The sequence below is a fragment of the Photorhabdus africana genome (genome assembly GCF_035181445.1).
In the GTDB taxonomy this organism is placed as follows: domain Bacteria; phylum Pseudomonadota; class Gammaproteobacteria; order Enterobacterales; family Enterobacteriaceae; genus Photorhabdus; species Photorhabdus laumondii.
In genome coordinates, this window is record NZ_JAXBVE010000050.1 from 1 (window position 1) to 13,555 (window position 13,555).

The following is a 13,555-nucleotide window of genomic DNA, read 5'->3' on the forward strand; positions in this document are numbered from 1 at the left end:
ATAGAAATGCCTTTTTGGAATTGAATCTGATTTTTAGCCATTTTCATTTACCTCCACACAGACTTATTTTAAGTATACGCCTATGGGAGCTGAATTTAAGTGATAATCAGGAAAAAATTTGGCCCCCAAAGAGTGAATGGTACTGGCGGCTAATCTGCTAGTTAATACCGTGATACCAGTTATCTTCTGGCTGGCGGCAATCTATTGTAAAAGATAGCTTGGGGCGCGGTGTGTAAAAATCATATTTGCTTGCGACTCTTTGGATTAAATAGAACCCACAGCGCGGCTAATAATGCGCATCCTCCTCCGCTGAAAGCGACGCCATACCAAGAAAAATACCAGGCGGCGACAGCTCCTAAAGAGGAACCTATTGCGCCACCGGTGAAATAGCAGGTCATAAATACGGTATTTAGTCGGCTGCGAGCCTCAGGTAATAATGTATATAACCGTGTTTGATTTGCCACTAAACCCGCTCTGCTGCCAAGATCTAACAGAATAATACCCGCGAATAAAAATAGAATATTGTGGCTCGTGCCGCTAATTAGGCACAAGGCCAGTGTCACTAATAAAGCGCCTGTGGCAACAATCGTTCTCCCACCGAAGCGATCTGTCAACGAACCTATTATGGGTGAAGCTAGCATTCCCACAATGCCCGTCAAACCAAAAAGACCTGCGATATCACTCCCCCATCCGTAAGGTGGTTGGGAAAGTAATAAGGCCAGCGATCCCCACAGCGTATTAAAAGCGGCGAACAGTAAAAAACCGGATAATGCGGCCTCACGCAAAAGGCGTTGTTGCTTTACTAATTTACCGAGTGAAATAAGAAGTTGGCCGTAAGTCATCGTGTGTGGTGTTTCTATTTCTGGTAACACAAACCAGATCAAAAAAAATAGGCATATATCGATTAAAGCGGCCAATATAAACATTTCACGCCAACCGAAATACTCTCCGACCGCACCACTCAATGCCCTGGCAAGTAGTGCTCCGGCGAAAAGGCCACTCATCAAACTTCCTACCGCTCGGCCACGCTTTTCTGGTATTACCCAACCAGATACGGCAAGAATAATGATCTGTGCTGAAATAGAAGTTAGCCCCACAATCAGGCTACTTGCCAGAAGACATGTAAAATTTGGTGCTGTGGCACATAAAATAAGGCTGATTATATTGCCGATTAACAGGCAGAAAATCAGTTTGCGACGGCTTATCGTATCTCCAAGCGGCCCAAAAAAGAGAAGCCCCGCCGCATAGCCAATCTGCGTTAGTGTCGCGATCCAGCCGGATATTGAACCATTAACGTTAAAACTTGTCCCAATTATTGGCAATAATGGTTGATTATAATAAATATTCGCTACAGCAAAACCACAAGCAGCGGATAATAAGATAAGAGAAACGGAAGAAATAGGATTTGGTTTTATTGCTGTATTTGACACGGGAACGCTCAGCATTTGGCCGGAATTATGATGAAATAATTCTGGCATTATCTTGAGAGCGTGAGAATAAAGAGAGCGAACGAAATTGTTTTGCATAGAATGCAAAAATGATAGGGCTACTAGATGTTGTGTATTATTTGTAATATATGAAATGTATAGGTAAAAATTGCGATGAAAGATTTATTACGTACCGATATGCTAACAACATTCATTCATGTTGCCCGCTCACAGAGTTTTTCTGCCGTTGCTCGTTTGCAAGGTATGGCTGCATCTTCTATCACACGTCAGATAGACAACCTTGAACAGGTGCTAGAGACAAAACTATTCTTTCGCTCTACCCGTGGTTTATCGCTGACTGATGCAGGGGAGATTTTGTTTGCAAGGGCGCAAGGTATTATCAATGATCTTGTCGATGTTCAGGCTGAATTAGCGGCGTTGAATGGCGAGCCGCAAGGGGTATTACGTGTAGCTTGCTTGCCAACGTTTGGACGTCAACATATTATTCCGATGCTATCTGAGCTATTCACGCGGTATCCTAAAATTCGGGTTGAACTTGATCAAACCGAGCGGTTGACTGATCCGGTTAGGGATCGTCTTGATGTAGTTATTCGTATTGGTGAATTAAAGGACAGCACACTTTATTCCAAACGTGTCGCCACACAAACTTGGATTATTTGTGCCAGCCCAGGCTATATTCAAAGGCATGGAACACCGACAACACTTACTGAACTGGGTGAGCACCATTTGCTTGATAAACATCATGATCCCGCGGGCATTTGCTGGTCACGCTATCGTAGTGTTATTAATTTCAGCGATAATAATAGGATCTTTCGTAGTGATGACTTTGAAACATTGAGAATGGCCACAGTGAGTGGATTTGGAATAGCGCTTCTGCCTAATTGGGTGGTATCCACAGATATTCGTTCTGAAAAACTTATTCCTCTATTTGATGATCCAGATGGACGTAAAGAAGGTATTTATTTACTGCGGGCACTTGCTCACCCGCCAGAAAAATTAACCGTATTTATGTCGTTATTGCAAAAAAGGCTTGCCAAGATTATTTAGTCGAATCCGTCTGATATATATTAAAGATTTTATGCGATATTATTTAATATAATTCACTCACTATATAATTTTATTAGGTATTTTTTACTGTGGTTATTAATATCAATTTATTATTGAAGTATATGTTATTTAGTACTGATTTTGTTAAATAAAGCACAGAGTGGATTATTGGCGTAAATAATTATATCTATGTGATTATTGATTGATATAATAAATTAAAATTAATATAGGGTAATTTTAAGATATAGTTAAAAGTAATATTTAACTATTCTCTAAGTATTCGGTTCATTTATTGTTGTTGAATTGTCAGAGAAATATATTTATTCTTCTATATTATTTTTTAATTATAAAAATATTATTTCTTAATGAATATAGAGGTTTATTATGACTAAAATTTTTTCATTCAATAAAAATCATCGAGATTTATCGGCAGGACATCACTCATTGCTTAAAGAGGTTAATGGCTTGAATGGTGCTCCTAAATCTTTGATGCCGGGTTTCCCTGATTTAGATGATCAATTTAATCAGATGGAAATTACCCATATCCGGCTGCATGATGGTTTTGGTATTGGGGATATGGATAATTATTTCCAAGTGGATAGAGTTAATGATCGAAATCAAATTATTGTTAATGTCCCAGAAGAAAATAAACCTGCGGCTAAAAAACTGCTTACTGATATTTCCAATATCAGAAGCATTTTTCCCAATGCGGCTACCGGCATGAGAAATAATGATATTAGTCTTGCATTAAAAGAGGCTAATTATAAAATGACGGATGCTTATCTGCGCGATATTATGAATAATCAAGCTGAGCTAAATCCAGATAATATTCAGCGAAAAATCATGTTTCGTATTGGACGTACTGGTGACGGTGGTTATGAAATACCAGAAGATTTTGATATTTATGCAATATTAGTCAGTACGTTGGTGAATCGCTACGCTTTAAACTATGCCCGGATTGGTTTACCAAGAAAAATAACCTATTGGCAGGTTTGGAATGAACCTGATTTAATTTTTTTCTGGAATAGTAATGATCCTAAAAAATATTATGAATTATATGCCAAAATTGCAAGAATAATTAAAGCCGTTGATCCTTCGGTTAAAGTTGGTGGCGCGGGTATTGGGTTTGTTGATAGAGCACAAGAAGATTATCTTGATGGGTTTTTACGGTATTGTAGAGATAATAACGTACCATTAGATTTCTTTTCCTGGCATGGGTACGTTGAAACGGGAGACCCGCAAAACATTATTGATGTGGGGAATAAGGTGCAAAAAGGTTTGCATACTTATGGTTTTACCGGTACAGAAAGTTTTTGTACTGAATGGAATTCTTGTCCTATTGGGACAAAAAATACATATACAAAAGTGCAGGGTATTAAAAATGCGGCATATATCGCTTCCACATTTATTTATATGCAATATATAAAAGTCGATAGAGCTTATTATTATCGAGGGGATGGTTCATCTTTTGGTTTGTTTAACAACCAGCCCAATCCTAAAAATCCAAATGTTAAAAACTTCTGTACCTATTCCGCTCAATCCTTTTACCTGTTTGCCAAAATGTCCGAAACACCTTGTATTTTAAGTGGTAGTAAGGATTTTTCCACAGGTTTAACTGTGTTGGCAGCCGAGAATACCGAAGGAAATAAAATAAATATCCTTGCCGCAAATTATAAAGTTGATAAGAGTCTTGCCGATGGTAATGCAGCTCCTGATTATTTATATCAACAATACTATTTGGATACTAGCCGAACACTGAATCAATTAACGGATACTGGGAGTAAAAATAAATGGTTTGGTGGCGTTGATCCGACAACCATTCACGTTAATAACGCGGTAGTACAACATGAACCTGTTAAGCCATTTCCAGATAATAATATGTTGAGAGCTAAAAATCGTGATTATGCTGATAGCGACCAAGGTGTTACCGTGATAATTAATCATATAGGTTATAAAAAATTTAAAGTCAAAGCATTCCGTATTCAAGAAGGTGGATCTCTGGCACAAATGACACCACCGGAAGTGACTAATCAGATTAATGTGTCTATAGCTAATAATAAGTTAACGCTAGCGGATAAGGGGGCGAAGCCTGCAACAGTAACATTATATTCATTAGAGCTGGATGATAATTAATTTTATATGCAATGGAAATATTGTAATAAATTTTTTCCGCTTAATTAATCAATAGAAAGTAAAATTATTTTAATATGACTGGCTCTGAAAAGAGCCTTTTTGATAACAATTAATTTAATGATATGATTTTTTTAGGTTTTATGGTGGCTTGTTAAGGTTGGGAGTATATTTTTAATATGTGTCAATGATCTTTTGTACGATATTTTTAAATATAATTCACTCTCTGTATGGTTTTATTACGTGCTATTTTATCATTGTTATTATCATCACTCTTGGTTGATTAATATATTCTTTTTTATCTTTTAATGATTCTGCGGTTAAATAAGTCACAGAGTCAATTTTATTATCGTAAATAATTGTGTTAATGTAATTGTTTGTTTAATTCAATAAATTCAAAGTAATAGCTAGGAATTTTAAGGTGTAGTTAAAATTGAAAGTGATATTTAACTATTATTTAGGTCTTCCATTCATTTATTGTTATTGAGTTGTCAGATAAATCTATTTATTCTTTGATATTATTTTTGGTTTATAGAAATACAATTTCTTAATTAATATAGAGGGTATTATGACTAAAGTTTTTTCATTTAATAAAAATCATCGAGATTTATCAGCAGGGGATAACTCACGTCTTAAAGCGGTTAATGGTGTCAATGGTTTGCCTAAATCTATAGCACCAGGTTTCCCTGATTTAGATAATGAATTTAATCAGATGGGAATTACCCATGTCCGGTTGCATGACGGCTTTGGTATTGGGGATATAGATAATTATTTCCAGGTGGATAGGAAAAACAATCAAAATCAAATGATTGTCAATGTGCCGGAGGAAAATAAACTCGCGGCTAAAAAGCTTGTTGCTGATATTGCAAATGTCAGAAGTATTTTTCCCAATGCGGCTATTGGAATGAGAAATCATGATGTGAGTCTTGCATTAAAAGATGCCAATTATGAAATGACGGATGCTTATCTGCGTGATGTTCTGAATAATCAAGCCGATCTGAACCCAGATAATATCCAGCGACAACTTCTGTTTCGTATTGGGCGTTCACTTGATGGCGGTTATGAAATACCCGAGGATTTTGATATTTATGCAATATTAGTTAAAACCTTGGTGAATCGTTATGGTGTAAACTATGCCAGCATTGGGTTGCCGAGAAAAATAAGCTATTGGGAAATTTGGAACGAGCCTGATTTACTGTTTTTCTGGAATATGGATGATCCACAAAAGTATTATCAATTATATGAAAAAGTAGTGAAATTAATTAAGGTAGTTGATCCTAATGCTAAAGTCGGTGGTGCAGGTATTTCGTTTAGTAATCATGCGGGAGGACACTATATTGATGGATTTTTCCGATATTGTCGGGATAATCATGTACCGTTAGATTTCTTTTCCTGGCATGGATACGTTGATACTGGAGACCCGCAAAACATTATTGATATGGGGAATACGATTCAGAAAAGTTTGCATACTTATGGCTTTACTAAGACAGAGAGTATTTGCACTGAGTGGAACTCTAGTCCTTTTGGGTCGAAAAATACATTTACCAAAGTGCAGAGTCCTAAAAACGCAGCATATATCGCCTCCTCGTTGATTTATATGCAATATACCAAAGTTGACCTGGCCCATTATTATCGGGGTGATGGTTTATCTTTTGGTTTGTTTAATGATCAGCCTAATCCTAAAAACCCAAGCGTTAGAAATTTCTGTACCTATTCAGCTCAATCTTTTGGTCTTTTTGCTAAAATATTAAAAACACCTTATATATTAAGTGGTCAAAAAGATTTTTCAACCGGCTTAACGGTTTTGGCGGCTGAAAATAAATCGGGTAATAAAATTAATATTCTTGCAGCAAATTATAAAGTGGATAAGAATTTTTCTGATGGTAATGTAGCTCCCGTTCCTGCGGATTTATATCGACAATACTATTTGGATACTAGCCGAACATTAGATCAATTAACGGATAGTTGTAGTAAAAATAGATGGTTTGGTGGTGTTGATCCGACAACCATTCAATCTAATAATGCGGTAGTGCAAAAAGATCCGGTACAACAACTGCCACTAGATTCTCTTTTAAGACCTAAAACTCGTGATTATACTCATAGTGACCAAGGCGTTACTGTGGTGATTGATCATATAGGTTGCAAGAAATTTAAAGTTAAAGCGTATCGTATTCAACAAGGCGGATCGCTGGAAAAAATGACACCGCCAGAGGTGACTAACCAGATTAATGTGTCTATAGCTAATAATAAATTAACGTTGGTAGATAAAGGCGCTAAACCTTCAACGGTAACGTTGTATTCGTTAGAGCTAATTCATCATTAATTTATGTATTATGACTTTATTGAATTAAACCATATAATAAATGCGGATAAAAGTGAGATATATGATTAACGCTGGTTTTACCCAGCGTTAATAATTTGTGTATTCAATAAATTTGTAAGATTATTCTGGATAAAAACCTTGGGATAAAATCTGCTCTATATCCCAGATACAGGATTCAGGAAAAACATCCAGCCCGGTTTCATTAGCCGCAATTGCAACTGCATCAGACCATGCGTCGTCTAACCACTCTTTATCTGCCAGACATCCTTTAAGGCTTGGCGTCTTATCAATACGTCGCGATAGAGATTTTCGTTGTTCTTTGATGGTTCTTTGCCAACTGGAGTCGCGACGGCCTGGCTGAAATTGCCATTTCATAAGGTGAGCCAGTAGAACGGCCAGCCGACTTGCTAGCTCGCGTTTTTCACTTTTACCCACGTCTTCTATCTCCTCGGCAATGTTTTCTATATCTATCTGACTCAGCTTACCGCTGCGTAGTAACGCTGCTTGTTCATTAGCCCAAGCTACCACGTCGGTTTCATAACGTGTTCCCATGAAAGCCTCCGATTTGGATTATCTGTACAAAATGAATAGATTTGCTCTGTTCCTACGATATCGAGTAACTAACACCTAGTGATATTTTCGTTTATATTTGTGGTTTTAATGTTCACTTGATTATAGTTATTTTAAGTGGACATTAAAGCACTATAATTATGGTGTTCATGTCCACTTAATGCGTTTTTCAAAATAGTGAAAGGAGTGAGTATTTCGCTGGCGTGGTTGAATTGTTTTGTTAATATATTGATATTTAATCAGATATTATAGTCCAGTTTTTTAGCGGGTTCTTATCGAAGCCCCTGATAAGGCAGGAATTGGTTACTTTTCACTATTTGTGGTGATTTTTTAAATTTACCCCTTTTTCTGTCAAACGATAGCGTTGTAATGGGCTGCTCGGTTTTTCTGGATGGCTCATTTCAATTAATTCTGCTGCCAGTGCGGGTTGCAAATAGCGCTGTCGGAATGAATTACGATCTTTTAATCCAAGTGCTGATTGCAGTTGTCCACGGTTCATTTCCCCTTTCAATACCATAATGAGTTGTTTAACTTGTTGGGTAGCCTGATGGGTAGATATCAGAATTGCATCACGGATCATGTGCAGCATAAACTCAATAAACGTTGCACAATCAACAAGTTGGCTACTGAGATTAATTGCCTGATAGTAATGAGCTTGATGTTCATAAATCAGACTTTCAACGGGAATAAATTCAAATAATGGATTCCAGTGGTTTAAGATTAATGTCTGCCATAACCGGCCTATTCTGCCGTTTCCATCGGCAAATGGATGAATGAATTCAAATTCATAATGGAAAATACAACAGGCAATAAGTGGGTGAATATCAGTAGAGCCTAACCAGTGAAAAAGATTACCCATCAGCTTTGGAATCCGGTTTGCCTGTGGAGCCATGTGAATGATTTTTTCTCCATCCATTACACCGACGCCGCTGTGTCGATAACTGCCGGCATTATCTAGCAATCCCTTCATCAGAACATAATGGGCTTCCAGTAAGTTTTGCTCTGATGTGAAATGCCAATAATTGAGCTTTTCATAAGCCAAGATAGCGTTACGCGCTTCTTGTATTTCACTGATCGGTGCAATAACTCGCTTGCCTTCAATAATGGCTGTGATTTGGCTTGCATCAAGTGAGTTACCTTCAATTGCCAGTGAACCGTGAATCGTTCGTATCCGATTGATACGTCTCAACCGCAAAGCTTTTATTTGTTCCTGTTCTGTGCTTAACCGCCCGATATTCTCACTGATTTCAGCAACTAATTGGATCATTTTAGCTGTAATCGAGAAAGGCGGCTGATAGCCTTTTTTAGCTGAATTCATTGAATACCTAATTGGATTTGTAGGATTACGGTAAATAGCTTTAATTCTGTTATTTGGTTTTGGAATGCGTTGGTATTATCGCCAGTAAGGTGATATTGAGCAACAGACTGGCGATTATTGTATGAGTTGTGTGGTTATTTTTCTGCTTCGCCGCCTAGTGCTTCAATGGTGCTTTTAATCAGCGCACTTAATTCACCGGTCATTAGAATAAAGTCAGCATCAAACCGTTGGGCAAAATCTTCCCGATCAATGTCATCATTTTGTTCACGCAGAGTATCACTGAATTTTATGCGCTTGAAAGCACCATCGTCGGACAACATAAATTGAATACGCTCTTCCCAATCAAGCGCCAATTTAGTGACATATTTGCCAGCTTCTATATGGGTGGCGATTTCATCAGAAACCAAATCCTGTTTTTTACAACGGATCACGCCACCTTCTTCCAGAATAGTTTTTAGTTCAGCTTCATCCATTAAAGCAAAACCGGTCGGTAAATCACCGGAACGTACCCATTCTGTCAGGGTTAATTCTATTGGGTTTTTAAATGTCAGGGGAACAACAGGCAAAGAACCGAGGCTTTTTCTCAATAGTGCCAAATTATCTTCGGCCCGCTTGGCACTGGCCGCGTCAACAACAATCAGATTATTAGCGATATCGATCCAAATATAAGTTTGGCTAAATCGGCTAAATGCTCGTGGTAGCAGGGTATGCAATATTTCATCTTTTAGAGAGTCTTTCTCTGTTTTTTTAAGTTTGCGATGCTGTTCTCCTTCCAGTTTTTCAATTTTTGCTTGTAGTGCTTGTTTGATAACCGGTGAAGGTAACATCTTTTCTTCTTTACGGGCGCAAATCAGAATTTGGTTATTCGCGACATGGGTGAAGGCATCACTGTGTGAACCCATTGGTGGTACCCAACCTGTTTTCGCCATATCTTGACTACCACATGGGGTGAATGCTAACGGACTCAATTGTTTTTCCAGTTCATCCGCAGAAAGTGAAGTTTCCCGGTTTAAACGGTAAATCATTAAATTTTTGAACCACAACATAAAATTACCCCATATTTTTGCTCAATGAATCGGTGAGCATGACCAACATAAGGTAGCATGATAGCGAATCACAGGGATAAGCCCTAGTATCTTGTGCCAATTATCTTGATTGACGGTTTCGTGATTATATTAAGCGCTAAGACACGCCGTGCTTATTTGTGGAAAGTACGGCGCTGTCAGGTCATCCGTTGAAGTGAGGATTCACCGGAGTAGTTTAAATTCCCGCTTGAATGCAGTGGCGTTTTTCACTCTTTGGCGTGGGAGGGGTATCAAAGGGTTCAATTAAATAATGGTATATATCACGCTGTGGCAACGTACTGCCATTAATCCTATTACCTTCGTACCAAAGGCATGAAGCAGCCGGCCCTTGACCACCATAGGGAAGGTAACCGTGTTCTTCCCGATGTAAATCAGTATTACTCAGAATACTATCGGGTAAGTGAAGGCGTTCGCTGAGTTGATGATGGATATAGTCACTGGTACCAAACAAAGATATATACATAGCATTAGCAGAATACAAAGGATCGGAAAAATAATGGATTAAATCTTGATCCTGATAATATCGTTGTAAGAAGAACACAGGGGCAAAAAATTCTTTATAATTGCCACCTAATGATAATTCTTTCTCGAAAACCGTTGGTTTTATCATGCCATTGATGGGATTAACTTCGCCTCCATAGGTGCAATAGGGTCTATTGACTTTAAATAATGAAGCAATTTTTATGCTGTGATCAATATCGCTATTGGGACCGACAATATTTTTATCGTCACTATAAGGGCCAACTCTATCTTCGATATTCTGCAAATCAGAGATTAATCGTTGCTTGAATAAATCGTATATATCATTGTGTACTAATATGGCGTTTGGACCAGCACAATCCTGCCCTTGATTATAAAGAACAACGCGTTTTGCACTTTCAACAGCCAGATTAATATCTGCATCTTTTGAGATAACAAGTGGATTATGACCGGCGCCATTAAGAATAAATAAGGTGTTTTTTCTGAAATGTTTACGTACTTTGAGCGCATTCTCTGGCGTTCCCGTAAAGATGACTGCATCAGTTATTTTTACTCGTTGACTTAAAAATAACTCTTTATCTTCATAAGAAATAGATAATGTCGGAGAAAATTCGGATAAATTAATCACCGCCTCAAATTTTTTGTAATGTGTATGCATTGCTGTCGGGGGGCGTATGCACACGTTTTCTGCCATCAGTGAAGGGATAAAACCAAAACAGACAGAAGCGTAAATGGGTTGGTTAAGCGGGAGAAATGATGTGACGCCATAAATTTTCTTTTTGAAATATTCTCTGTTGTTCTCAATATTACTCAAAACATCTATTGAACGGAGAATTTCATCTTCGGTGACGTTTTTACATTGATAGCCAGAGAGTGCTTCAACTAACGCCTTACTATTCTTCTGTAAAGCGGAGCAAAGTTCATCACATTTTTTCCTGATTTCGGTGAAATTAATTTTACTGTATAACTTAGTCATATATGTTTTGTTCTCCTCAATGCTATTGTTTAGTAATCTCTCTTTTTGAGATTTATTCATTTCGTTGTTAACGATATTGTCCTCATTTTTTTGGGATGGGTTTTTATATGGATGGCTAAAATGGGTTAAAATATGCTGCATGCAATTTAAATCTAACCATGTTTTAATTCGTGGGCCTTTGGTATCACCAAATAACCCTCGGTAGAGCAGAGGCCATATTTGGGATGATTTATCATCTGAAAAATGGTCTTCATATGTAGTGATTATATGTTGAAAAAGTTGATCTTTAGTGGATATTTCTCCTGAATTTATTGAGTTGGCAATGGCTGAGAAATACTTTTCTTCTTTAATGTTTTGTAACCCTTGATTTTCATTTTTACCTGTCCTGATATAATAATTATAACTGATTTCCAATTCCTGATCTGAAATGGATTCACCCGGTTTTTTATAGCGATTTAGAAAATTTTCAGCCGCGAGTTTACTTGCCGGTTTTGACGCGTGTAATATTCTTGCTATCTTCGAAAAAGATAGTCTTTTCTCATTTTTTTGCGAAATATTAACTTGATCATTGAGATGCGGTGCCAGCGCGACATAAAATTTAGACGATCTCTGTGGCTCTTTTGAGAGGTAAGTGCGAATTGCGTCTCGTGTAAGCAGATGGCGAATATCATCCAAAGAAAAACTATTTCCTTTCGACTTCGATATTTTTTTACCTGAATCATCAAGGAAAAGCCCATATTTGTAAAAACGCGGAATAGGCCTGTCTAATGCTCCCGCGATCTGGCGAGCAACATCGGCAGAAGCCAGCAAATCTTCACCATGCATTTCAAAATGAATGTTTCTGGCAAGGAGGCGCATACCCCAGTCGGCTTTCCACTGAAGTTTAGATTTACCGTTTAGTACCGAAATAGTTTGCTCTTGGTCCAATATTTCATTTTTATAGAATTCCCGAATTTCTACGCCATATTCATAACCGGGTTTATTAATGACTTCATCACCAGGTATATAATAGGTTATTTCGCCTGATGCAGGGTTCACATTTGTAACGATAATATGTTCAAGTACGGCGCCCGTTCTTTCTGAAATGGGCATGATCATGCTGTAGGTTCTTTGTCTTAACGATCCGGTGGATTCCTTGCATATTTGGTTTAGCACCCAAAAGTTTTGCAGGAATAGTTTGATTTCGTCATTGTAATCGCCATTTTGATAGGCTAAAGAGTTTCTGACTAGCTGACACTCTATTTCGTATTCTGTGGCGAGCTTCATGAGTTGATATTCCGCCATTTCAGAGAATGACGGGAAATTTCCAAAAGGGTCCGGCACCTTGCTTATCGGTTGGCCTAGATAAGGCTTTAATTGTTCAGCATTTGGAATATTCAAGGGCACTTTTCTGAAAGGGTCCAAATCATCTGAAATGAGATAAAAATTAACTGTTCTGCCTGCTTTCTCCAATTCGGTTTTGATGAGATTGGCTCGGAGGATTTCACAAAGGGTTCCTATGTGTGGAAGCCCTGTAGGTCCGAAACCTGCTTCGATATTGATTGATTCCTCGTAGGGTATAGCCTGATTAATTTCGAAGGCTTCTTTGACATACCATTTCATTTGTAGTTACCTCAATCATAATGTTTTGATTATTTTCGGGTTAATGGTGATGAGTAAAGACAGTAGAGGTGTTATTAACTTGTCAGGAAATCCTCAGTATTCCTGATGAGAAAAAATGCTTTAATTTTAATATGTTATATTATTTTATGCTTTTTGTTTTGACGTCAGCGATTAACCTTAAAATCGCTTTAAAATTAATGAATAGTTAACGCGAGTTATAGCTAATTAACTATTACTATATCCGTTACTATACCCGTTATCTTTCAAGTTGCTTCTTTGTTGGCTGCACTCGCTCACCCCGGTCACATAGTTTGCTATGCTCCCGGGGATTCACTCCCTTGCTGCCGCGATGCATCTTGAAATCCATAGGGTATATAATCAATTATTGCGATTTATTTATTTTAAACTCTTTCGGCTCTACAAGAGTGCTGCAATGATAAAGTTCAATGATATTTTTTCTAATATTAAATAAAATTAATGTAATTATTGTTTCTGGTCAAGAGGAGAACATAAATTTTTTTATTTTTTCTTCATTGCTGAATTGAGTGAGATAGTGGGGAGATGGGTGAATGTGTC

Annotated in this window: 8 protein-coding genes; 3 read left to right on the forward strand and 5 right to left on the reverse strand. The window is 37.6% G+C overall.

Going from position 1 to position 13,555, the window contains the following annotated elements:
* Positions 1-239: 239 nt before the first annotated feature.
* The gene (locus SLS51_RS19890) at positions 240-1,430 is read right to left on the reverse strand and encodes an MFS transporter (RefSeq protein WP_323840329.1); all 1,191 of its coding nucleotides are present in this window, start codon (positions 1,428-1,430) and stop codon (positions 240-242) included.
* A 171-nt stretch (positions 1,431-1,601) separates the two neighbouring features.
* On the opposite strand from SLS51_RS19890, the gene SLS51_RS19895 reads away from it, so the two are divergent.
* From SLS51_RS19895 to SLS51_RS19905, 3 genes are all read left to right on the forward strand, one after another.
* Complete coding sequence (locus tag SLS51_RS19895) at positions 1,602-2,495, forward strand: LysR family transcriptional regulator (protein WP_323840330.1); 894 nt, start codon at positions 1,602-1,604, stop codon at positions 2,493-2,495.
* A gap of 384 nt (positions 2,496-2,879) precedes the next feature.
* Entirely contained in the window at positions 2,880-4,628 is a 1,749-nt protein-coding gene (locus SLS51_RS19900; protein WP_323840331.1) for a GH39 family glycosyl hydrolase, read from the forward strand.
* A 565-nt stretch (positions 4,629-5,193) separates the two neighbouring features.
* Complete coding sequence (locus tag SLS51_RS19905; protein ID WP_323840332.1) at positions 5,194-6,948, forward strand: GH39 family glycosyl hydrolase; 1,755 nt, start codon at positions 5,194-5,196, stop codon at positions 6,946-6,948.
* A 120-nt stretch (positions 6,949-7,068) separates the two neighbouring features.
* On the opposite strand, the gene SLS51_RS19910 is transcribed toward SLS51_RS19905, so the two are convergent.
* From SLS51_RS19910 to SLS51_RS19925, 4 genes are all read right to left on the reverse strand, one after another.
* Entirely contained in the window at positions 7,069-7,500 is a 432-nt protein-coding gene (locus SLS51_RS19910; RefSeq protein ID WP_323840333.1) for a DUF29 domain-containing protein, read from the reverse strand.
* Positions 7,501-7,831: 331 nt separating this feature from the next.
* Entirely contained in the window at positions 7,832-8,836 is a 1,005-nt protein-coding gene (locus tag SLS51_RS19915) for a Fic family protein (protein WP_323840334.1), read from the reverse strand.
* Positions 8,837-8,970: 134 nt separating this feature from the next.
* A complete protein-coding gene (gene rdgC, locus SLS51_RS19920; RefSeq protein ID WP_323840335.1) occupies positions 8,971-9,882 on the reverse strand; it encodes a recombination-associated protein RdgC in 912 nt (303 codons plus the stop codon).
* Between the two features lie 214 nt (positions 9,883-10,096).
* Positions 10,097-12,979, reverse strand: a complete 2,883-nt coding sequence (locus SLS51_RS19925) for an aldehyde dehydrogenase family protein (RefSeq protein ID WP_323840336.1) — start codon at positions 12,977-12,979, stop codon at positions 10,097-10,099.
* Between the last annotated feature and the right edge of the window lie 576 nt (positions 12,980-13,555).

Bases quoted from the DNA above. Each gene is read 5' to 3' on its own strand.
- SLS51_RS19895 (WP_323840330.1), top strand. From the start codon at position 1,602: ATGAAAGATTTATTACGTACCGATATGCTAACAACATTCATTCATGTT.
- SLS51_RS19900 (WP_323840331.1), top strand. From the start codon at position 2,880: ATGACTAAAATTTTTTCATTCAATAAAAATCATCGAGATTTATCGGCA.
- SLS51_RS19905 (WP_323840332.1), top strand. From the start codon at position 5,194: ATGACTAAAGTTTTTTCATTTAATAAAAATCATCGAGATTTATCAGCA.
- SLS51_RS19910 (WP_323840333.1), bottom strand. From the start codon at position 7,500: ATGGGAACACGTTATGAAACCGACGTGGTAGCTTGGGCTAATGAACAA.
- SLS51_RS19915 (WP_323840334.1), bottom strand. From the start codon at position 8,836: ATGAATTCAGCTAAAAAAGGCTATCAGCCGCCTTTCTCGATTACAGCT.
- rdgC (WP_323840335.1), bottom strand. From the start codon at position 9,882: ATGTTGTGGTTCAAAAATTTAATGATTTACCGTTTAAACCGGGAAACT.
- SLS51_RS19925 (WP_323840336.1), bottom strand. From the start codon at position 12,979: ATGAAATGGTATGTCAAAGAAGCCTTCGAAATTAATCAGGCTATACCC.